General features: G+C 51.8%; 18 protein-coding genes. 15 read left to right on the top strand and 3 right to left on the bottom strand.

Translation table 11 applies throughout. The features are described 5' to 3' along the window. Positions 1–38: 38 nt before the first annotated feature. Positions 39–1121 (bottom strand): photosystem II q(b) protein, encoded by a 1083-nt coding sequence (psbA, locus tag ACZ45B_RS07540; RefSeq protein ID WP_096415623.1) that lies wholly within the window; start codon positions 1119–1121, stop codon positions 39–41. Between the two features lie 154 nt (positions 1122–1275). Here psbA and cofG point away from each other — a divergent pair, with 154 nt between their 5' ends. Next, positions 1276–2235 carry a 7,8-didemethyl-8-hydroxy-5-deazariboflavin synthase subunit CofG gene (gene cofG, locus ACZ45B_RS07535; RefSeq protein ID WP_024545496.1) on the top strand — a complete coding sequence of 320 codons (960 nt, stop codon included), beginning with the start codon at positions 1276–1278 and terminating at the stop codon, positions 2233–2235. Here the strand turns inward: cofG and ACZ45B_RS07530 are convergent. After that, on the bottom strand, positions 2232–4976 hold the full coding sequence (locus ACZ45B_RS07530) for an SGNH/GDSL hydrolase family protein (RefSeq protein WP_024545497.1): 2745 nt from the start codon (positions 4974–4976) through the stop codon (positions 2232–2234). The two genes, cofG and ACZ45B_RS07530, sit on opposite strands and share 4 nt — an antisense overlap. Positions 4977–5269: 293 nt before the next feature. On the opposite strand from ACZ45B_RS07530, the gene ACZ45B_RS07525 reads away from it, so the two are divergent. After that, entirely contained in the window at positions 5270–5458 is a 189-nt protein-coding gene (locus ACZ45B_RS07525; RefSeq protein WP_024545498.1) for a hypothetical protein, read from the top strand. A 196-nt stretch (positions 5459–5654) separates the two neighbouring features. After that, complete coding sequence (gene ppc, locus ACZ45B_RS07520; RefSeq protein WP_024545499.1) at positions 5655–8642, top strand: phosphoenolpyruvate carboxylase; 2988 nt, start codon at positions 5655–5657, stop codon at positions 8640–8642. Positions 8643–8726: 84 nt separating this feature from the next. Here the strand turns inward: ppc and ACZ45B_RS07515 are convergent, their stop codons facing one another. Further along, entirely contained in the window at positions 8727–8963 is a 237-nt protein-coding gene (locus ACZ45B_RS07515) for a NifU family protein (RefSeq protein WP_024545500.1), read from the bottom strand. A 171-nt stretch (positions 8964–9134) separates the two neighbouring features. Between ACZ45B_RS07515 and ACZ45B_RS07510 the strand changes: the two genes are divergently transcribed. The 12 genes from ACZ45B_RS07510 to uvrA all read left to right on the top strand — a co-directional run bounded on the left by ACZ45B_RS07510 (position 9135) and on the right by uvrA (position 22847). Continuing rightward, a complete protein-coding gene (locus tag ACZ45B_RS07510; RefSeq protein WP_024545501.1) occupies positions 9135–9872 on the top strand; it encodes a HEAT repeat domain-containing protein in 738 nt (245 codons plus the stop codon). Positions 9873–9915: 43 nt separating this feature from the next. After that, positions 9916–10539, top strand: coding sequence for a flavin prenyltransferase UbiX (locus ACZ45B_RS07505; protein ID WP_024545502.1), 624 nt, complete (start codon positions 9916–9918; stop codon positions 10537–10539). A 176-nt stretch (positions 10540–10715) separates the two neighbouring features. Further along, a complete protein-coding gene (locus ACZ45B_RS07500) occupies positions 10716–11822 on the top strand; it encodes a PQQ-dependent sugar dehydrogenase (protein ID WP_315862130.1) in 1107 nt (368 codons plus the stop codon). 78 nt (positions 11823–11900) lie between these two features. Beyond that, entirely contained in the window at positions 11901–12641 is a 741-nt protein-coding gene (locus tag ACZ45B_RS07495) for an HAD family hydrolase (protein ID WP_024545504.1), read from the top strand. A gap of 5 nt (positions 12642–12646) precedes the next feature. Beyond that, complete coding sequence (locus tag ACZ45B_RS07490; protein ID WP_024545505.1) at positions 12647–13720, top strand: metallophosphoesterase family protein; 1074 nt, start codon at positions 12647–12649, stop codon at positions 13718–13720. Between the two features lie 63 nt (positions 13721–13783). Continuing rightward, positions 13784–13984, top strand: a complete 201-nt coding sequence (locus ACZ45B_RS07485) for a hypothetical protein (RefSeq protein WP_024545506.1) — start codon at positions 13784–13786, stop codon at positions 13982–13984. 69 nt (positions 13985–14053) lie between these two features. After that, a complete protein-coding gene (locus tag ACZ45B_RS07480) occupies positions 14054–14626 on the top strand; it encodes a Uma2 family endonuclease (RefSeq protein WP_024545507.1) in 573 nt (190 codons plus the stop codon). A gap of 174 nt (positions 14627–14800) precedes the next feature. Next, positions 14801–15622, top strand: a complete 822-nt coding sequence (locus ACZ45B_RS07475) for a tetratricopeptide repeat protein (RefSeq protein ID WP_024545508.1) — start codon at positions 14801–14803, stop codon at positions 15620–15622. Positions 15623–15729: 107 nt separating this feature from the next. Next, entirely contained in the window at positions 15730–17973 is a 2244-nt protein-coding gene (gene dnaK / locus ACZ45B_RS07470) for a molecular chaperone DnaK (protein ID WP_024545509.1), read from the top strand. Between the two features lie 98 nt (positions 17974–18071). Further along, positions 18072–19019, top strand: a complete 948-nt coding sequence (locus ACZ45B_RS07465; protein ID WP_024545510.1) for a DnaJ C-terminal domain-containing protein — start codon at positions 18072–18074, stop codon at positions 19017–19019. A 1-nt stretch (position 19020) separates the two neighbouring features. After that, positions 19021–19926, top strand: coding sequence for an RluA family pseudouridine synthase (locus ACZ45B_RS07460; RefSeq protein WP_024545511.1), 906 nt, complete (start codon positions 19021–19023; stop codon positions 19924–19926). 92 nt (positions 19927–20018) lie between these two features. Further along, a complete protein-coding gene (uvrA, locus tag ACZ45B_RS07455; RefSeq protein WP_024545512.1) occupies positions 20019–22847 on the top strand; it encodes an excinuclease ABC subunit UvrA in 2829 nt (942 codons plus the stop codon). Positions 22848–22907: the final 60 nt, after the last annotated feature.

The following is a 22907-nucleotide window of genomic DNA, read 5'->3' as shown; positions in this document are numbered from 1 at the left end:
TCATTCTTTTCAACTAAACCCTAAAACTCAAGCGGTTCTTAACCGTTGATTGCAGGAGCTTGCAGAGCTACAGGAGCTTGCTCGCCAGCTGCCAAGTCTAAGGGGAAGTTGTGAGCATTACGCTCGTGCATTACTTCAAAACCGAGGTTCGCACGGTTCAGAATGTCCGCCCAGGTGTTGATTACACGACCTTGGCTGTCCAAGATGGACTGGTTGAAGTTGAAACCGTTCAGGTTGAATGCCATGGTAGATACACCAAGAGCAGTGAACCAGATACCGACTACAGGCCATGCACCAAGCAAGAAGTGCAAGGAACGGCTGTTGTTGAAAGATGCATATTGGAAGATCAAACGACCGAAGTAGCCGTGGGCTGCAACGATGTTGTAAGTTTCTTCTTCTTGACCGAACTTGTAACCGTAGTTCTGAGATTCGGTTTCAGTGGTCTCACGTACCAAAGAAGAGGTTACGAGAGAACCGTGCATTGCGGAGAACAAAGAACCGCCGAATACACCAGCCACACCGAGCATGTGGAAGGGGTGCATCAGGATGTTGTGCTCAGCCTGGAATACGATCATGAAGTTGAACGTACCAGAGATACCCAAAGGCATACCATCAGAGAAGGAACCTTGACCGATGGGGTAAATGAGGAATACTGCAGTTGCTGCGGCTACGGGAGCAGAGAAAGCAACACAGATCCAGGGACGCATACCAAGGCGGTAAGAAAGTTCCCACTCACGACCCATGTAGCAGAATACGCCGATGAGGAAGTGGAAAATTACCAACTGGTAAGGGCCACCGTTGTACAACCACTCATCGAGGGAAGCAGCTTCCCAGATGGGGTAGAAGTGGAGACCAATTGCGTTAGAAGAAGGAACAACAGCACCAGAGATGATGTTGTTACCGTAGAGAAGAGAACCTGCGACGGGCTCACGGATACCATCGATGTCCACGGGGGGAGCAGCGATGAAAGCGATGATGAAGCAGGTGGTGGCAGTGAGAAGAGTAGGAATCATCAGGACGCCGAACCAACCGACATAGATGCGGTTCTCGGTGCTGGTGATCCACTGACAGAACTTCTCCCACAAGGAAGCGCTCTCGCGCTGCTGTAGTGTAGTAGTCATGTGTTTATGATTGCTATGAAATTATCAAGGTGCTTAACCTTATGCCCTTAATATTAGTGAAACTATTGCTTTTTGTAAAGTGTTTTAAGGAAATGTTTTGAATTTCAAAGGGTCTGCGCTGGAAATGTCAAGGGCAAATTGCCCCACAGGGGAAATGCTTCGAGGTCGGAAGGCTGTTGTGACCTATAGTCCAGCCTTTACCTTGGTGCCGACCTATGAGTGTTTTAATCGTTGTGAGTACTGTAATTTTCGGGTTGATCCGGGCAAAGACACCTGGTTGTCTCGCGACGAGGCCCGAGAGCGTTTAGATGGGTTGTGGGAACAGGGTGTCCGAGAAATTTTAATCTTGAGCGGGGAGGTGCATCCGGCGTCGAGTCGGCGATCGCCTTTGATCCAACTCATTTACGACCTATGCCAGTTGGCCCTGGAGCATGGCTTTATCCCCCACACCAATGCAGGTCCCTTGAGTTGGGCGGAGATGGAATTTTTAAAAGAAGTCAATGGCTCGATGGGGCTGATGCTGGAACAGATACGCTCGGATCTGCCGGTTCATCGCCAGGCACCAAGTAAAGATCCAAAGATGCGTTTACAGCAGTTGATCTGGGCAGGAGAGCTCCAGATCCCTTTTACGACAGGGCTTCTGTTGGGCATTGGTGAAACCCCCCAGGACTGCTGGAATACCTTGGAGGCGATCGCCTCGGTACAAAAACAATATGGCCATATCCAAGAAGTGATCTTGCAGCCCCATCGGCCCGGGAGCCAACAACACTACTCCGGTCAAGCTTTTTCCCCAGATCAGCTGCCCAAAATTATTGCAATGGCCCGCACAATCCTCCCCCCGGAGGTGACAATCCAGATTCCCCCAAATCTGGTGGCAGATCCCCAGTGGCTGCTCCAATGTATCGAAGCGGGAGCCAGGGACTTAGGAGGCATCGTCCCTAAAGATGAGGTGAACCCGGATTATCTCCATCTGGACCACGATCGCCTAGAACTTCTCCTGGCGACCAAAGGCTGGCAGTTACAACCCCGTCTGGCTGTTTATCCTGCCTATGACAGTTGGCTATCACCTGGGGTGCAAGCCGTCGTTCAACAATACCGCTCTTCTAACAGTTAAGGATTCTGGGGCCAAGGGAGCTCCGTTATGGCCGCAAGTTCCCGGGCGACCTGGGCGGCCCCAAATTGATTCAGGTGGCTAGGATCTGAGAAAAAATCATAGCGACGTCGCCAAGATGGTTGGTGCACGAAGTCAACAAAATCAAAGTTTTGTTGGGCTGCCAACTGCCGAAAATAAACCCGAAACTGCTTTTCATAGCGCTGACGCACTGGGTCGAGGTAATGATCGCTCAGGGGTTGATTGAGAAACACTAAATCAACGTGGTGAGCTTTAAGATGGGCTAACAGAGTCAGAAAGGCTTCCTGCTGTGATCCATTAAGGCTAAAGGCAGCGTAGTCACCGTCATAATCTCCTGTGACCCGGCCATGGTTTTGGTAATAGCTCTCTGGGTCAAACCGACGGTCGAGGGGCAAAAAACCGTCTAAATTAAAATTGATTTGTGTCGATGTGGGGGAGACTTCTGGGGGACGATCGCCTGCAGGGGAAAGGGCCATCCCAGACAAGACATAGTCTTTCAGTAAGGCCCGTTGGTTGTAAACCTGAGAAACATCACCAAACCACTGGGCAGCCGCTTGGTTCAAGTCTGCCGGGTTAAGTCGTTGCTTGGAGCGATGGGTAAACTGTGGCAAATCTCCCCTTTGGAGGGCTTGAAACCCAGGCGAAGCGGTCAGCAAATCATAGGTCAAATCTTGGCGACCGCTATTAAACGCCCTGGCTCCATCGGCCAAAATAATCAGCTTGGGCAATTGTTCTGGGGGGATGACCTGGCGCAAAAGGAAGTCAAATACCTGCACCGTTGCACCATTGACCCCAAAATTGAAGATATCAAGGGGCGGATAACCTTGTTCCTGGAGAGCCGTATGGAGCACAAAAGGATCAAGACCACGCAGTGCTCGGGAGCTACCAATGATGAGAATGTCGGGTACACCATTGGTGGCCACCCGTTTTTGATAGAGGGCTAGTTTGTCATCGATGAGGTCATTGTCAAAGGATGGGTAAGCAGTGGTTTCGGACAAGGCGATCGCCTGAGATGCAGTGGTACGCTGGTCAGGGTGAGGGAGCTGAGCATTGAGCACTTCGGAGCGGGTTGAAGGGTCATCCTGAGAAACGGCGATCATTGTCCCTTGATTGAGGATATTTCCCTGGAGCCATCGGCCTGCGAGCCAGTCCAACTGCCCCACCATCAGGACACCCAGCAAACCCCAAAGACAGGCCAGTTTTCGTCGCTGCGGCCTTGAGGACAAATGATAACTGCGGGGCGCATCACGGTGGAGAACCAGGCCATGGCGATCGGGCATTGGACACCAAATCTTCGTCGCCTTCAGGAGATCACAGGTAATTTGAGCAATATTTTCTCGAAAATGTAGGGGCGGCTCTACTGCCACTGCCGCGGCCAGGGGCTGTGAAGAGGGCTCTGAGACATCTGCTGGGGCTGACGGCGTAGGGGCAAGCTTGAGCACCTGTTGCCAGAGCGCTTGACTCTGCCCAGAGCGACGACCATAAATGTTCAAACAGGTAAAGGGTTGGGTCTCTAGGGTCCGAAATAAAGCGCTGATTGCCTTGATTGTTTCCCCTTGGGGAGGGCAGGCGATCGCCTCAACCATGACATAGAGGGTCGCCTCCCGCCGTCGGAGAGTAATGTGAACTCCCCCAGTGGCGAGGCGTTCTTGGAGTTGAGGATTAAGGCACCGCTGGAGCAAAAATTTAAGGGCAACTAAATTTCCCTGTTGGGCCAGTTGTACTGGGGTCGCCTGTCGTCCGGATCGTGTTGCGCCAGGCAGAGGCCATGTTGTTTCCCAGAGGACTGCCTGAGATGTTTTTGCTCGCCCTTGGAGGCTCACTTGGTGCAAGCCTTGGGGCGCTAACCCTGCCAAAATATTTTCGATCACAGCGAGGATTTGTGCTTGGCCGATGGTTGAATGGGGCGGAATAGCGCAGGTGAGTGCGAGTCGATAGTCTGTAGTGGCAGCCTGGAACGCGAAGCCTTGGGCCTTGAGGGTTTGGGTCAACAGGGTGGCGATCGCCTCAGCATCTCCCCAGCGGGCCCACTGGCGCAACATTACCTCCGGCGGCGTCAGATCAACCCAGAGTAACCATTCTGGCTGGGCTTCTCCCCGAATCTGACAGCGGATGGCCCCATCTCGAAATCCCTTAATTTGCAGTTCCCGGAGCCGTTGGACGAGGGGCTCTGTCAAGAGGCTATAATCCGGACTGTAGTCGCATTCACAGGTAATCCAAAGGCGTCGTTTGGCTTGGTGGGCTTCGGGGTTGCTTAACGTTTGGGTTTCTACCCGCATGCTGACCCCTAAGATGCCTAGGTTCTGACTCAGATACTGGGCGATCGCTGTCGGGGAACCGGAACGGGCCTGTTTCTTGAAATGTTGGGCAGACGGGATGGCCGCTTTTTGTTTCTGGGGTGTTTCTAGCTCAATTAGACTCAGCCATAGGCTCTTTTTTGCTTGACGAAGCCGCCCATACACCACCAATCGGTAAATCTCAGGGGAGGGCGGCGGTTGCAATAGCACAATCGGTTTTGGTTGCCTTTGGAGTGCCCGGAGAATTTCTGGGGTAATATCTTCTTTTTCTGTGGGACAAGTGGTTTCACAGAGCAAGTGGAGCGTGTTGCCCCGGAGTCGCACCTGCAGCCGCAAGTAAGCGCCTAAGGGCACAGCCTGCCGGATCGCATCCCGGAGCCAGGGTGCTAAATGGGAGCGCAGATCGGTTGGAGGGGCGGTGGTCACAGCTAGAAGTTGAAGATCGCTAATTTAATGGGGGCAATATCATTCACCCACCAAGTTGACATTCCTCGACCTAAAAAGGCAAGGGGATGCTTTGCCCAGAGATTTAACTTGCCCTGACAAAACGATAGTTTTTCGGGAAGTGGCGATCGCCTTGTTTACCTAAAATTTTCTTTTTGTAATTGTCGTAAAAAAAACGAGGTTTTACGGCCACTTTTGACCAATGAAACTCACCGGAATTGTTCTGTATCAAACAGGTCTAGTAGGATGGGGATGGCTTATCGCTCTCTACGCCCATGAAAGTTCAATTGCCGATTTCTCCTGCCTATCTTCTTAGCCCTTGCGCTCCCATCTATCTCATTGGCCACCGCTTGGGCCATGTCTGTACCCAAGCTCTGGTCAGTACTGGCGTCTGGAGTGAAGAAATTTTTCGCGGCGATCGCCTCCCCTCATTGCCATTTCCTGAAACAGAGCAACCAGATTAACCAAGCCTTTTACACCGTATTGTCTCGGGTTTGCCATTGTCTTTTCTGCCCATAGCCGCCAGAATCCTGGGGGCGATCGCCCGTTCCGTGTCCCATTGGACTACCCCAATCGAACCTTAGCCCTTACAATCGTCAAGATCTTCTCTCACAGCAGACAGCCCCTTTCCCTCATCCCCAGAAACGCCTAAGAAGTACCATGAACCAAGTCCTGCATCCCCCCAGTGCCGAAGCTGAACTTTTGTCCACTTCCCAATCTCTCCTGCGGCAACGTCTGGTGCTGGTTGAAGATCTTTGGCAGGCGGTGTTGCAGAAAGAATGTGGTCAAAAACTCGTCGATCGCCTGAATCATCTCCGGGCGACCCGCGCCGATGATGGCCAAAGTATTTATTTTTCTCCGAGTGAAATTTCAGCGCTCATCGAAACCCTGAGCCTCGAAGATGCGATCCGGGCCGCCCGGGCCTTCGCCCTTTATTTCCAGTTAATCAATAGCGTTGAGCAGCACTACGAGCAGCGCGAACAGCAGCAATTTCGCCGGAATCTTGCCGCCGCTAGCGATACCGAGAGCGACAGTCAAAGTGTCTATACAGAAATTGCCCCCACCCAGGCGGGTACTTTTGACTGGCTTTTTCCCCACCTCAAGCGCCAAAACATGCCCCCTCAGACGATCCAGAGGCTTTTGGATCAATTGGACATTCGCCTAGTCTTTACAGCTCACCCCACAGAAATTGTCCGCCACACCATCCGTAACAAGCAACGACGCATCGCAGGTATTTTGCGGCAGTTAGACCAAACAGAAGAAGGGGTCAAACACACAGGCACCGCAGAATCTTGGGAAATTGAAAATATCAAGCAGCAACTCACAGAAGAAATTCGGCTCTGGTGGCGGACCGACGAGCTGCACCAGTTTAAGCCCCAGGTCTTAGATGAAGTGGACTATGCCCTCCATTACTTCGAGGAAGTGCTTTTTGATACCCTGCCAGAATTATCAGTGCGCTTACAACAAGCTCTGAAAGCATCTTTTTCGAGCCTCAAGCCGCCAGCCACCAATTTTTGTAATTTTGGCTCCTGGGTCGGGGGCGATCGCGATGGAAATCCTTCCGTCACCCCCGATGTCACCTGGAAGACAGCCTGCTACCAGCGGGGTTTAGTGCTAGAGCGCTACGTGGCTTCCGTTGACTCCCTTTCAGATGTGTTGAGTCTTTCTTTGCACTGGAGTAATGTCCTGCCAGATCTATTAGATTCCCTGGAACAGGAACAAAATATTTTCCCAGATATCTACGAAACTCTCGCCATCCGTTACCGCCAAGAGCCCTATCGTCTCAAGTTGGCCTACATCAAGCAGCGCTTAGAAAATACCCTTGATCGCAACCGTCGCCTGGCGAATATGCCCGCCTGGGAAAATAAAGTAGAAGCAGCTGACGATACGGTTTACCTCTGTGGACAAGATTTTCTGGCTGATTTAAAACTGATTCGCGAAAGCTTGGTGCAAACGGAAATTCACTGTGCTGCCCTGGATAAGTTGATTTGTCAGGTGGAAATTTTTGGCTTTGTGCTGACCCGCCTTGATTTTCGGCAGGAATCCACAAGACATTCCGATGCGATCGCCGAAATTGTTGATTATCTGGGGGTATTACCGAAATCTTACAACGACCTCAGCGACCAGGAGAAAACCGATTGGCTGGTGCAGGAGCTCAAAACCCGCCGCCCCCTGATTCCGAAGGAAATGCAATTCTCGGAAAAAACAGTAGAAACCATCCAAACGCTCCAGGTGCTGCGCCGTCTCCAACAGGAATTTGGCATCGGTATCTGCCAGACCTACATCATCAGCATGACCAACGAAGTCAGCGATGTATTGGAAGTGCTGCTCTTGGCCCAAGAAGCGGGTTTATATGACCCAGTTACGGGGACAACAACCATTCGCATTGCGCCCCTGTTTGAAACGGTGGATGACCTACGCAATGCCCCAGAAATCATGCAGGCACTGTTTGATATTCCCCTCTACCGGGCCTGTTTAGCGGGGGGCTATGGTTCCTCCCAGGATCTTAATTGTGATGAAACCTTTGGCGATCGCCTCATGCCCGATCTCCAGGAAATTATGCTCGGCTATTCCGATAGTAATAAAGATTCCGGCTTCCTGAGTAGCAACTGGGAAATTCACAAGGCTCAAAAAAATCTCCAGCAGGTCGCCGACCCCTATGGCATCGATCTACGTATTTTCCATGGTCGGGGCGGTTCGGTCGGTCGGGGTGGTGGCCCCGCCTACGCGGCAATTCTGGCCCAGCCGCCCAATACAATCAATGGCCGCATCAAGATCACCGAACAGGGGGAAGTCCTCGCCTCAAAATATTCCCTGCCGGATCTGGCCCTCTATCATTTGGAGAGTGTTTCCACCGCTGTGATTCAATCGAGTTTGTTGGCCAGTGGTTTTGATGATATCCAGCCCTGGAACCGGATCATGGAAGATCTTTCCCAGCGATCGCGGGCCGCTTATCGGGCGTTAATTTACGAAGATCCTGACTTTATCGACTTCTTTATGTCCGTAACACCGATCCCAGAGATTAGCCAACTGCAAATCAGTTCTCGACCGGCCCGTCGAAAAAAAGGCAACAAGGATCTCAGTAGCCTCCGGGCAATTCCCTGGGTCTTTAGCTGGACCCAAAGCCGCTTCCTCGTGCCGGCTTGGTATGGTGTGGGTACAGCGCTCCAAGGTTTCTTTGAACAAGATCCTGTCGAAAATCTCAAGCTGATGCGTTATTTCTACAGCAAATGGCCTTTTTTCCGGATGGTAATCTCTAAAGTAGAAATGACCCTCTCAAAGGTAGACCTGCAAATGGCAAGTCACTATGTCCATGAGCTGGCCGAAAGGGAAGATATTCCTCGCTTTGAAAAACTCCTAGACCAAATCAGCCAAGAGTACAAACTCACCAAAAAGCTGATCCTAGAGATCACAGAAAACGAGGCTCTGCTCGATAGCGATCGCCCCCTACAACGATCAGTACAACTGAGAAATGCCACCATTGTGCCCCTCGGCTTTCTCCAGGTTTCTTTACTCAAACGGCTTCGACAATATACCCGTGAAACCCAGGCCAGTATTGTCCACTTCCGCTACAGCAAAGAAGAATTACTGCGGGGCGCCCTCCTCACGATTAACGGCATTGCAGCGGGGATGCGCAATACCGGTTGATCGCCAACAGTTCAGTTAAATGCAAAAAATAGGGGTTTACGGTAGTCGCAAACCCCTAGAAATTTAGAGACAGTGAAAAAATACTTAGAAAACCTGTTCTACTTCTGCGATTTCGGGGATGTTTTCCCGGAGACGGCGCTCGATGCCCATGCGCAGGGTCATGGTGGAACTGGGGCAGGAGCCACAGGCTCCCTGGAGACGAAGCTTCACAATGGGGCCATCAATTTCAACGAGCTCAACGTTGCCACCATCGGCTTTTAGGTAAGGGCGCAGTTCATCGAGGGTTGCTTCGACGTTTTCGGTCGTCAGTGCTAGAGCCATAATTTTTTCGGGTAAACAAAGGGATCAGCCTCCATTATAAAGTTTTCGTTTTATTTCTTTGCAAAGAAAAGGAGCTCCGGTAGACTTTGACGCGATGGTGGTGGCGATCGCCGACCGTAGACCCCGCAAAACAGTTGCCCCTGGGACAACAACGATAGTAGGGTAATAATTATGCCAAGTCCGAATGACCTTAACCTAATTAACGAGACCTTTGGAGAGACGCTCCAAGCAAACGCCTCAGAAGACGCAGCCACGGCAGAATCAATGCTGGCCAAGCTGGAAAATGCCGATAAAACCCAACGGATGATCGCCGCCCGTTACTTCTGCGACCACCGAGACGAACGGGCTGTGCTGCCCCTAGTTGAGCTCCTCCAACGGGATGTTTGCCCCCTAACCCGGGTGAGTGCCGCCTATGCCCTGGGCCGTAATGCAGCTGAGGCCGCAGTGCCTGCCCTCATTGATGTACTCAAGCAAGATTGGAATGGCTATGTCCGCAAAGGGGTTGTTTGGGCTTTGGGTAATTGTGGCGATCGCCGCTCCGTAGATCCCCTCATCCATGCCCTCGAAAACGATATTTCCGCTGTCCGTTTGTGGGCTGCCAGTAGCCTTGCCCAGGTAGCCAAACTTCAATATGAAGATATTTCGCGTGCAATCCCCCCGATTATCCGGGGACTACGCCGTGACAAAATGGCCGCTGTCCGGAGTAATTGTGCTTGGTCTCTAGGGCAACTGTCCCGGGAAATGCCCTCCAATGTCATCTATGCCACGGCGATTGACGCCCTAATCGAAGCCCTCGTCGAAGATGAAGATGTGGGTGTCAAAGAAGACGCCAGGGCTGCCCTCCTACGGGTGGGAGATCCCAATGGCCTGCAAATGATTGAAGCGTTAGAATTTGAAGGTTTGATTTAAAAAAACGTTACAAAAAAAATCCCCCTAAAAAATCAATAACCTTATGGATCGACCCCTCACAGTTGGCATTAGTGGCGCATCGGGGCTCATTTATGCTGTGCGGACTCTTAAATATTTATTAGAAGCTAACTTAACAGTGGATGTGGTGGCCTCTAAAGCTTCTTTTATGGTGTGGCAAGCAGAAGATGGCATTACGATGCCCGCCGACCCAGAGCACCAAGCGATCTTTTGGCGATCGCAAGCGGGGGTTCCTGAAAAAGGGATTTTGCGCTGCCACCGTTGGGGTGATGTGGGTGCAGGCATTGCCAGTGGTTCCTACCGCACCCAGGGGATGCTCGTGATTCCCTGTAGCATGAGTACCGTGGCAAAAATTGCCAATGGCCTCAGTTCCGACCTCCTGGAGCGGGCGGCGGATGTGTCCATCAAAGAGGGTCGAAAAGTGGTGATTGTCCCCCGGGAAACCCCCTTGAGTTTGATTCATCTGCGTAATTTAACCCAACTGGCAGAGGTGGGGGTTAAGGTCGTTCCCGCCATTCCCGCTTGGTATCACCATCCCCAAACCATTGAAGATCTGGTAGATTTTGTCGTCGCCCGGGCCTTAGACCAATTTGAAATTGATTGTGTCCCCCTCAAGCGCTGGAAAGAAGTCGAGGCCGGTCAAAAATAAGAGCTGTGGTCTACCCTAGGGGTGTTTGTCCTTACGGAGTAGCAACCATGAAACTGCAGCTCAAGCTCATTGTCACAGCACTATGTTGGGGGGCTTTACCCTTAGCCGCCTGTTCATCTCAATCGGTTTCGATGCCCAGTGAAACCCCCTCTGCAACGACGGAATCTCCCTCCATAATGAGCCCCCAGGCTGAGGATTTACCGGTTGAAACCATGACCGTCACCCCCATTGTCGAGGGGTTAGAGCATCCCTGGGGAGTCGCTTGGTTGCCCAATGGGGACATGTTAATCACGGAACGACCAGGGCGCCTACGGATTGTGCGGGATGGGGTCTTGGAGCCTGAGGTGATCGCCGGCATCCCGACCGACGAAATTTTTGCATCCCGCCAGGGGGGACTACTAGACATTGCCCTTCATCCCGACTTCCCTGAGAATAACTGGATCTATTTCACCTATGCCGCTGGGACTGAGAATGCGAATCGTACCCAAGTGGCACGGGCCGAGTTTGATGGGGAACAGCTCAATAACTGGGAAGTGATTTTCCCTGGCTCCTTAACCAAACCAGGCGCCCAACATTTTGGCTCAAGGCTCACTTGGCTGCCAGACCAGACCTTACTAGTGGCCATTGGTGATGGGGGAAACCCTCCCCTGGAATTGGAAGGTGAATTGATCCGCAATCAGGCCCAAAACCTTGATAGTCATCTGGGTAAGGTCATTCGCATTAACGACGATGGCTCTATCCCGGAAGATAATCCCTTCCTTGGAGACCCAGAGGTGCAACCGGAGATTTGGAGTTATGGCCACCGCAATATCCAGGGGCTTACCTTTGATCCGCTCCGACAACAGGTCGTGTCTACGGAGCATGGCTCCCGGGGAGGCGACGAACTGAATTTATTGGAAATGAGTAAAAATTACGGCTGGCCAGTGGTTTCTTTCAGCGCAGAATATTCGACAGGGCGACCTGTTGCTTCCCAAACTTCAGCCCCGGGAGTTATGGATCCCCAACGGGTTTGGACGCCGGTGATCGCCCCTTCTGGGTTGGCGGTCTATACAGGCGATCGCCTGGAGGGTTGGCAAGGGAATATCTTCGCGGGGGGCTTAGTTTCTCGCGATATCCGTCGCCTAGTATTAGATGACCAGGGAAATGTCATCGCCGAATCACGGATTCCCATTGGTCAACGGGTGCGAGACGTACGCCAGGGCCCTGACGGTTACCTATATGTCCTTACTGATGCCAACTCAGGGCAACTGTTGCGCCTGACCCCAGAAAATCCTCCTTCTTAAAGATCTGGTTCTGGGGTCGGAAAGTTGCCAGCATGGGTTACATTGTGGCAGTTTGAGCAAAAACTTACTTAAGGCATCATGGTTACAGTGCAAGTGGGCGATCGCCTTTTTGAAAACATCACAGGGATCATTTTTGATAAAGATGGCACCCTCGCCGATTCCCAGAGTTATTTGCGGGAACTGGCCCAAAAACGGGCGCGGCTGATCGATGCCCAAATTCCGGGGGTGGGGGAACCACTCCTGATGGCCTTTGGGATGGTAGACAGCGTTTTAGACCCGACGGGGTTGATGGCGGTGGGCAGTCACCAGGAAAATGCGATCGCCGCCGCCGCCTACATTGCCGAAACGGGCCGTAGTTGGTTTGAGGCCCTCGACATCGCGAAAAAAGCCTTTACCGAGGCGGAACAGATGTTGGGCGATCGCAGTCATACTTCACCATTGTTTGCCGGGAGCCTAGAGGTGCTGAAATTTTGCCATGATGCGGGCTTAAAGTTGGGCATTCTCTCGATGGATAGCACCGCCAATGTGGAGATTTTCGTCAAAACCTACCAGCTGCAGGACTATATTCAACTGGAAATGGGCGCTGAATTTGGCCTCAAACCCGACCCTAATTTATTTCTCAAAGCCTGCGCTGAGTTGGGTACAGCCCCTGGACAAACCTTGATGGTCGGCGATGCACCGGGGGATATTCAGATGGCTAAAGCGGCTGAGGCGGCTGGTTCCATTGGGATCTGTTGGGGAGATGCCACCCAAGCCCACTTAGAAACTGCCGATGTGGCGATCGCCAGCCTCGATGAATTAAAAATTGTGATGGGCTAAAACCAATGCAAGGGAATCGACGACAATTTTTGACCTATGGGGGCTTGGCCCTGGGGGGGTTACTCATTTCGCGCGGGATGATGGCAAGATCCCAGGCGATCGCCCAAACCACCATCATGAATCCTGCCCCTACTGGGCTGAGTGCCCCCCCCAAAGGGGATGTGCGCCTGGTGGTGATTAGCGATCTCAACAGTGCCTATGGTTCCACAGATTATCTGCCCCAGGTGAAGCGGGCGATCGCCCTGATTCCCGATTGGCAGCCAGATCTGGTGCTCTGCGTGGGGGATATGGTCGCGGGCCAAAAAAGTAGCCTCACCCCCGCCCAGCTAAGTGCCATGTGGCAAGGCTTTGATCGTCATATTGCCCAACCCCTACGCCGGGCAAATCTGCCCCTAGCTTTTACCCTGGGGAACCACGATGCATCCGGCTCGATTAGCAATGGCCGATATACTTTCGCCGCTGACCGCCAAGCAGCCATTAACTATTGGCTCAATGCGAATCACACGCCCACTCTAGACTTCATTGATCGCCGCCATTTTCCCTTCTATTACAGCTTTACCCAGCAGGATATTTTCTACTTGGTACTGGATGCTTCTACCGCGCGCCTTAGCCCAGAACAATGGACTTGGATCGAGAGTAGTCTTGCCAGTGAACAGGCCCAACGCAGCCGCCTGCGATTAGCCCTGGGCCATTTGTCCATCTATCCTGTTGCCTCGGGGAGCCGCTCAGAGCCAGGCAACTATCTCCACGAGGGCGATCGCCTCCAGACTTTGCTCGAAAGGTATAACGTCCATACCTACATCAGCGGCCACCAACATGCCTACTACCCGGCCTATCGGGGCCAGTTGGAATTGCTCCATACGGGTGCTTTGGGGGACGGGCCGCGTTCTTTGGTTCAAGGCAACCTGACTCCCTATCGGACCTTAACGGTGATTGATATTCCCCGCGATCGCCCCAATTTGCTCTACACCACCTACGATATGGACCGTCTCAGCCTGATAAATCAAAGTACCCTCCCCAGCCAGATTGACACGCCCCGGGGGCGCATCGTCCGCCGCGATCTCCAACCCACAGCCTAAACAGCTGGCGATCGCCCGGTCGGGTAAGCTAAAAATAATCGAAACTCCTTGGATGGGAAAATTATGCGTGTTTGGTTAACCAGTGTCGTTGTGCTCTTCATCGTCGTCCAGGTCTTCCAGCTACTAAAAGGCTTTTTTGTGCCCTTGCCACTGTATATCCTTGGGGGGGCTTTTTTGGCGATCGCCTCCAACTATGACAAGGGGATTATGACAGTCTTTAAAACAAAAGAATTGCCCAACGACCAAAACAATTCCGAATCCTAAACAGCCCCAAAAAACCTGTGTTAGCTTGAGAGCACAGTGGACGGGCAAATCCCAGGTGAGAGAAAACTTATGACCCCGCAAACATTGGTCCAACCCGTGTCCCCAGAAGCTTATTTAGCCCAGGAAGAACAAGCAGGCGATCGCCACGAATATATCCAAGGAGAAATCAAGCCCATGGCTAGCGGGACACCCACCCATAATGAAATTAGCGGCAATCTGTACATCGCCTTGAAGCTAGGGCTAAAAAAACAGCCATATCGCGTGTTTCACGTTGATCAACGCCTCTGGGTTCCTTCCCAGGAAATTTATACTTACCCTGATGTGATGGTCACTAGGAAACCCCTAGTGTTGCAAGAAGGGCGCAAAGATACGGTGCTCAATGCCTGCCTGATTGCCGAAGTCTTATCCCCGGCGACCAAAAATTATGACCGGAGCGAAAAATTCCATTACTACCGCTCGATCCCAGAATTTCAAGACTATTTGCTCATCGAACCGGAACGGCTATTTGTCGAGCATTACCACCGGAACAGTCCCAAACAATGGAGTCTCACAGAATACACAGCCATTGATGAGATCATTCGTCTAGAATCTGTGAACTGTGACATTGCCTTGACCGATATTTATGCAGATGTTGAGCTGTAATTAGGCGATCGCTCCATACTGTCCAGACGATAACAGCCGTTTTTTCGTAAAGTTAATCTCCCACAGGCCAAAACTAATGCAAAGTCTTAAGCAGGGGAACTTCAGGCCGTCCCTGCCCTCTAAGATGGAAGTAGGCCAGTTATCATCACTGAGTTACATGTGAGGACTTCCCGTATGAAAATTAGCAGCTTACCTTGGGTGCTTTTGGGTAGTGCCCTCCTTTTTTGGCCCCAGAGCATGCCCACGGTTGCCGAAACCCCCGATGCTCCAGAAGTCAGTGCTATTCAACGCTATAACGCCGGCGTTGAGGCCCTCACCCAGGGAGATTTCCAGGGGGCGATCGCCGAATTTTCTGCGGCCATTGACCTCGATGCTACGGACCCAGAGGCTTTTTATAACCGGGGCTATAGCTACCATGTTTTAGGCGATTACCAGGCCGCCTTTGAAGACTATAGTCAGGCGATCCAACTAAAGCCTGAATTTGCCGATGCCTATGGGAACCGTTGCTATGCGGCCTATCTCCTCAGCAATTATCAACAGGCGATCGCTGACTGCGACCAAGCGATTATCTTAAACAGTACCAATCCCGACTTTTTCATTAACCGGGGGAATGCCTACGATGATCTCGCTCTCCAGGCAAAAAGTGCCAATCAGCTACAACAGGCCAACGGTCACCATGCCCGGGCGATCGCCGACTATAATGCCGCCCTCACCCTTCGGCCCAACTACCCCAAAGCCCTCTACAATCGTGCCCTCGCCCACAACCGCTTCGAGAATCACAGTGCAGCCCTCCAGGACTACACCGCTAGCCTGGCAGGAAATCCTGAATTTGCCGAAGCCTATTACAACCGCGCCATCACCCACTACAGATTAGGAAATCTCGACCAGGCGATCGCCGACATGGAACGGGCGGCCATCCTCTTTGGTCAACAGGGCCATAGCACTTACCAGACCCAGGCAGAACAAATTCTTGAGCAGCTCCAAGCCCAACCCTGAAAATCCCTGACCGCTTCGATAAAATGAAGAGTAAATATTGTTAACAACCGTGGCGCAACCTAATATATAGAGATTGTCGAGCCACACCAAGGAGAAACAAGAAGCGCATGGGTAGAGTAGTCGGCATCGATCTCGGAACCACCAATTCCGTCGTTGCAGTGATGGAAGGCAGTAAACCCCTTGTCATTGCCAATTCCGAAGGAGCTAGAACCACCCCCTCCGTTGTGGGCTTTAACAAAGATGGCGAACTGCTTGTGGGACAAATGGCCCGCCGCCAAGCCGTGCTCAACCCCCAAAATACCTATTACGGCGTTAAACGTTTCATGGGACGCCGCTACAGCGAACTCAACCCCGACTCCAAGCAAGTTCCTTACACCATCCGCCGTACCGAAGAAGACACAATTAAAATTCGCTGTCCCCGGCTGCGCCAAGAATTTGCCCCCGAAGAAATTTCTGCCAAAATTATCCGCCGCCTCGCCGACGAAGCAGAACGCTATCTCGGGGAACCAATCACAGGGGCAGTGATTACGGTTCCTGCCTACTTTAATGACACCCAGCGCCAAGCAACCAGGGATGCAGGCCGCATTGCTGGCTTGGAAGTTTTACGGATTATTAACGAACCTACTGCCGCTGCCCTTGCCTATGGCTTAGAGCAAAAAGAAAGCTCCTCAATCCTGGTCTTTGACCTGGGAGGTGGCACCTTTGATGTGTCTGTTCTGGAAGTGGGTGATGGGGTCTTTGAAGTCAAAGCCACCAGCGGTGATACCCAGCTCGGTGGTAACGATTTTGATAAAAAAATTGTTGATTGGCTCGCCGAGCAGTTCCTTGAGGCCGAAAATATTGATCTCCGTAAAGACCGTCAATCTTTACAACGGCTCACCGAAGCGGCGGAAAAAGCAAAAATCGAACTCTCTGGTGTCACTGTCACAGAAATCAATCTTCCTTTTATTACCGCCACTGAGGAAGGGCCAAAACACATTGAAACTCAGCTGGACCGCGCCACCTTTGAAAGCCTATGCGGTGATTTAGTCAGTCGTCTGCGTCGCCCCATTAAGCGGGCCCTCCAGGACGCCGGTATTAGCCCTGTGCAAATTCGAGAAGTGGTGCTCGTGGGCGGTTCGACGAGGATTCCGATGGTACAAGGGTTAGTACGGAGTTTCATTGATCGCGAGCCGAACCAAAATGTCAATCCCGATGAAGTCGTTGCCGTCGGTGCGGCAATCCAAGCAGGTATCCTCGGTGGTGAAGTAAAGGATATTTTGTTGCTCGATGTGACCCCCCTCTCCCTGGGCTTGGAAACCATTGGTGGGGTGACGAAAAAGCTGATTCCCCGGAACACGACGATCCCCGTGCGCCGCTCTGATATTTTTTCGACGGGAGAAAATAACCAAACTGTCGTGGAAATCCATGCGCTCCAGGGAGAGCGGGAAATGGCCCAGGGGAATAAATCTCTCGGTCGGTTTAAGCTCACTGGCATTCCCCCGGCCCCCAGAGGTGTGCCCCAAATCCAGGTGTCTTTTGATATCGATGCCAATGGCATTTTGCAGGTGTCGGCACGGGATAAGACCACGGGCCGGGAGCAAAGTATCACCATTCAAGGCTCTTCGACCTTAACAGACAGTGAAGTGAACCGGATGATGCGGGATGCAGAACAGTTTGCCCAGGAAGACCGGGAACGACGGGAAAAAGTTGAAAAACGCAACCGGGCCAAGGCACTAACCGACCAAGCTTCCCGGCGCCTGAAGGAAGTGACCCTCGATTTTGGCAGTCAGTTTGCTAGTTATTATCGTCGCCGCATTGAAAGCTTATCCCAGGAAATTTTAGATAGTCTCAAGCAGAATGACGATCGCCGCCTTGATCGGGCCCAAGCTGATCTCCAGGATGCGCTCTATGAGCTAAACCGGGAAGTGCGCTTGCAATATGACAAGGAAGGAGATGATTCTTTCTTTAGTACGATCAAGAAAACGTTGATTGGCGATGATGAGGAGGATTCTTACTATGATTCTCGCTCTACCTACCGACCTGGTGTAGATTATTCGCCCCAACGGGGTTATGGGGCGCCCCAAGACAATTACGATTATGGTCCCCGTCCGCCCCAAAGACCGCAACCGACGCGAAATTATGATTATCGTGCGGTGCCGCCCCGACAAAACTATGGGGGCGATCGCCCCATGGATGACCGCTATAGCAATGGCACACCGCCCCGTCGCCCCCCCGAACCCCGGGCGCCCCGGCCCACCAGCCGCGACCCTTACGAGCAGCGCAATGTGTCCCGCAAATACTATAGCCAGGGCCAAGGGCGGAACATCCCCTACGAAAATGATTGGGATGAAGATGATGAATGGTTCTAGGGACTTGTTTTCGAGCCCAATTACCGCATAATAAACATCACGGTTTGGAACAGCGCGTCACTATCTAAGGAGAGAAATCCTCACCCTGTCGCCTAAATATGAACAATTTGCGTAACTACTATGAAATTTTAGGTGTACCCCGCAATGCTTCCAGCGAGGAGATTAAGCGGGCTTTTCGGCGGCTGGCACGGCGATATCATCCGGATGTCAACCCCGGAGACAAGGTCGCAGAGGAAAAATTCAAAGACCTCAATGAGGCCTACGAAGTCCTTTCCGATGATGTGCGGCGATCGCAATATGATCAATTCAGCCGGGCCATGGGTGGAAAATATAGTCGCCCTGGTTTTTCTCGCCCTAATCGGCCCCAACGCAATGATTTCAGTCAATTTGCCAATATTGGCACAGTGAGTCCCTTTGGAGACAAAGACCGCCAACAGTCTACGGCTCGGGTACGCAGCACAAACTATGACGATTTTCGTCCTGGCACAACGAAAACAACCAAAGTGGCGACGCCTAAATCCCCCTCGAAACGAGATGTGGAAGCTCGCCTAACACTCCCCCTCGAAAAAGCCTACCGGGGTGGCCGGGAACGGATTCGCCTCGAAGACGGGCGATCGCTTGAAGTCGAAATGCCGCCCCACATGGTCGATGGTCAGCGGATTCGGCTGCGCAATCAAGGTATTAACGGCGGCGATTTATATCTAAAAATCACAGTGGCCGCCCATCCTTTCTTTGAAGTGCAGGGGGCTGATATTTATTGCCAAGTTCCCCTCAGTCCCAGTGAGGCTGTTTTGGGGGGCTCTATCGAAATTCCGACCATTGATGGGTTAGTAAAAATGACTGTGCCCAAGGGGGTCAAGCCAGGCCAAAGATTGAGATTAGCCAACAAAGGTTATCCGCGTAGCTCGGGTAATCGGGGCGATCAGTTGGTGGAGGTACAGTTGGTTTTACCGCCAGAAATCACCGAAGAAGAGAAAGCGCTATACGAAAAATTACGGGAAGTAGAAAGTTTTAACCCCCGCAAAAATATCTATCAGTATTCCTAAAATGCTGAATCAAGGTTGGGTGTATCGAGACCGGGTCAAACCCGCTTGGGCAGGTTTGTCCGTCCTAGATTTTTATGCTCAAAATTACCGCCATTCAACGCGGCCAGAATGGGCGGCACGGATTGACAAACAACAAATCTTTGTCGATGGCAAACCGGCGCTCTGGGGGCAAATTTTAGCGGCAAATCAAACCTTGGAATATCATCGCGAACCTTGGGAAGAGCCAGATGTGCCGTTAAATTTTTCAATCTTGCATCAAGATCCTCACTTTTGGATCATTGAAAAACCGGCGGGTTTACCGGTGATGCCGGCGGGAAACTTTTTAGAAAATACCCTTTTGGGGCAGCTCAAAACCCAATTTCCCCAGGAAAATCTGGCGCCGATTCATCGCCTCGGGCGGGGGACATCGGGGTTGATGATCCTTGGGCGATCGCCTCTGGGCAAGCAACATTTAACCCAGCAATTGCGGGAGCACCAAATTACGAAAATTTACCGCGCCCTGATTCCAGCGGGGGACTATCCCGACCAAGTGACGATTAAAACTCCCATCGGGAAAGTTGCTCACTTAACTTTAGGAACGATTTTTGTGGCAAAAGCGGATGGCCTATTTGCCCACAGCGAAATGCAGGTGTTGCAACGATTCAATGATTTATCTCTGGTGCAGGTGCAGATTTTTACTGGACGTCCCCACCAAATCCGCATTCACATGGCGGCGATCGGCTATCCCCTTGTGGGCGACCCGCTCTATCTGCCTGGGGGACTCCCCAAAGTTGCGAATGGTGACCAACGGACGGCCTTACCGGGGGATTGTGGTTACTTTCTAAATGCCCATTATTTACAGTTTATGCATCCAAGTGGGCAGCAGGTAGTCGAATTTTTCTCCCAGATGGAATTTCCACCTACCTAATCGTAGGCCCAAGATTCAAGGACTGCCCTGAAATTCGCCGCTGCTCTATCTATAATGTTTAAGCACTTTTTTTCGATAATGGCGATCGCCCCATGAGCAAATCCGACCAAATCCGCATCCGTGGCGCAAGGCAGCATAACCTCAAAAATGTGGATCTCGATTTGCCCCGCAATCAGTTGATTGTGTTTACGGGGGTGTCAGGATCGGGGAAATCCTCCCTGGCTTTTGATACCATTTTCGCCGAGGGACAGCGGCGCTATGTGGAATCCCTCAGTGCTTACGCCCGCCAGTTCTTGGGCCAACTGGATAAGCCTGATGTGGACGCCATCGAAGGGCTGAGTCCAGCGATCTCCATTGACCAAAAATCCACCTCCCACAATCCCCGCTCCACCGTCGGCACCGTCACGGAAATTGCCGATTATCTGCGCCTTCTCTTTGGCCGCGCCGGGGAGCCCCACTGCCCCCATTGTGATCGCCCCATTGCTCCCCAGACCATTGATGAAATGTGCGATCGCGTTTTAGACTTGGCGGACCGCACTAAATTTCAGTTGCTGGCCCCGGTGGTGCGCCACCAAAAAGGCACCCACAAAAAGACCCTATCGAGCATTGCCGCTGAAGGGTTTGCCCGGGTGAGAATTAATGGTGAAACCCGCGAATTGAGTGACAATATTTCCCTCAATAAAAATCACTATCACACCATTGAAATTGTCGTCGATCGCCTTGTCAAAAAAGAAGGCATTCAGGAACGTTTAGTTGATTCTTTAACCACCTGTTTAAAGCATTCTGAAGGGACGGCAATTGTTGACTTAATGGACACTGGTGAACACATTGTCTTCTCCGAAAACTTTGCCTGCCCCGAACATGGCGCAGTGATGGAGGAGCTATCCCCCCGCCTATTTTCTTTTAATTCCCCCTATGGTGCTTGCCCTGCCTGTCATGGTTTAGGAAGTCACCGGCGCTTTTCTCCAGAACTGGTGATCCCCGACCCGACCCAAGCGCTCTACGCGGCGATCGCCCCCTGGTCAGAAAAGGAAAATACCTATTATTTATCACTGCTGTATAACCTGGGACAAAACTTCGGTTTTGAAATCCAGACCCCCTGGGAAAAACTCAGTAAAGAACACCAAGATATTTTGCTCTATGGCACCGAGGAACCGATTTGGTTTGAGGAAGAATCCCGCTACGGTACTGGTAAAGGTTATTTCCGCCATTATTCAGGAATTCTAAAACTTTTAGAACGCAACTATGAAGACACCAATTCTGAGGCGATCAAAGAAAAATTAGAAAAATATCTGGTGAATCAGCCCTGCGAAGTGTGCCACGGCAAACGCCTCAAACCAGAAGCCCTTTCTGTTCGCCTCGGCCAATACAACATCGATGAGCTGACCAGTGTCTCGATCCGTGATTGCCTCGAACGGGTGGAAAATCTCCAGTTAAGCGATCGCCAAAAATTAATCGGTGAACTCGCCCTCAAAGAAATCCGTGCCCGCCTCAAATTTCTCCTGGATGTGGGCCTCGATTATCTCACCCTCGACCGGGCGGCCATGACCCTCTCCGGCGGCGAAGCCCAGCGGATTCGCCTGGCCACCCAAATCGGTGCAGGGTTGACGGGGGTTTTGTACGTCCTTGATGAACCCAGCATTGGCCTCCACCAACGGGACAATGAGCGGCTACTCAATACCCTGCAAAAACTGCGGGATTTGGGCAATACTCTCATTGTCGTGGAGCATGACGAAGATACGATTCGCACGGCAGATCACATTGTTGATATCGGCCCGAAAGCAGGTGTCCATGGCGGAGAAATTGTTTTCCAGGGCAGTTTTGACAAGTTCCTCAAAAATAAACAATCCCTCACCAGTGCCTATCTTTCTGGCCGATGCGCCATTGAAACCCCGACAGAACGGCGCGCTGGTAACGGCGGACGTTTACGCCTAGAACATTGCACAAAAAATAACCTCAAAGACATCACCGTCGAAATTCCCCTCGGTAAATTGGTGTCAGTAACTGGGGTATCAGGTTCCGGGAAGTCGACGCTCATTAATGAATTGCTCTATCCAGCCCTGCAACATAGCCTGAATCGCAATGTCCCTTTCCCAAAAAATTTAGGCGGCGTCAAGGGCTTAAAGTCCGTTGATAAAGTGATCGTCATTGATCAATCCCCCATTGGCCGGACACCCCGCTCCAACCCTGCTACCTACACAGGCATTTTCGACCCAATTCGGAATCTCTTTGCAGAAACGGTAGAAGCCAAAACCCGTGGTTATAAAAAAGGCCAGTTTTCCTTTAACGTCAAGGGCGGTCGCTGTGAAGCCTGTGGCGGCCAAGGGGTGAACGTCATTGAGATGAATTTTCTGCCTGATGTCTATGTGCAGTGCGAAGTGTGCAAAGGAGCCAGATATAACCGTGAAACTCTCCAGGTGAAATTTAAGGGCTATTCCATCGCCGATGTGCTGAATATGACCGTAGAAGAGGCCCTGGGAGTATTTGAAAATATTACGGCGGCGGCAACCAGGCTCCAAACTTTGGTGGATGTGGGCTTGGGCTATATTCGCCTGGGCCAACCCGCACCGACTCTCTCCGGGGGAGAAGCACAACGGGTAAAACTGGCCTCAGAGTTAGCGCGACGGGCCACGGGTAAAACTTTGTACCTGATCGATGAACCCACAACGGGGCTTTCTTTTTATGATGTGCACCACTTGCTTAATGTGTTGCAACGGCTAGTAGACAAAGGCAACTCTGTCCTCGTGATTGAGCATAACTTGGATGTGATCCGCTGTAGTGATTGGCTCATTGACCTCGGGCCAGAGGGAGGCGATCGTGGTGGAGAAATTCTCGTGACGGGGACGCCAGAAGTGGTAGCCCAGCATCCCCAATCCCACACGGGACGCTTCTTAAAACCTTTATTGACAGAGAAAAAATAGAAGGCGATCGCCAAAGTATTCAGTACAATAACGACAATCACAAGGGGGAGTGCGTCGCTG

It is taken from the genome of Picosynechococcus sp. NKBG15041c (genome assembly GCF_055380235.1).
The sequence above is the reverse complement of the archived record's forward strand: the minus strand, read 5'-3'. Positions and strand labels throughout refer to the sequence as shown.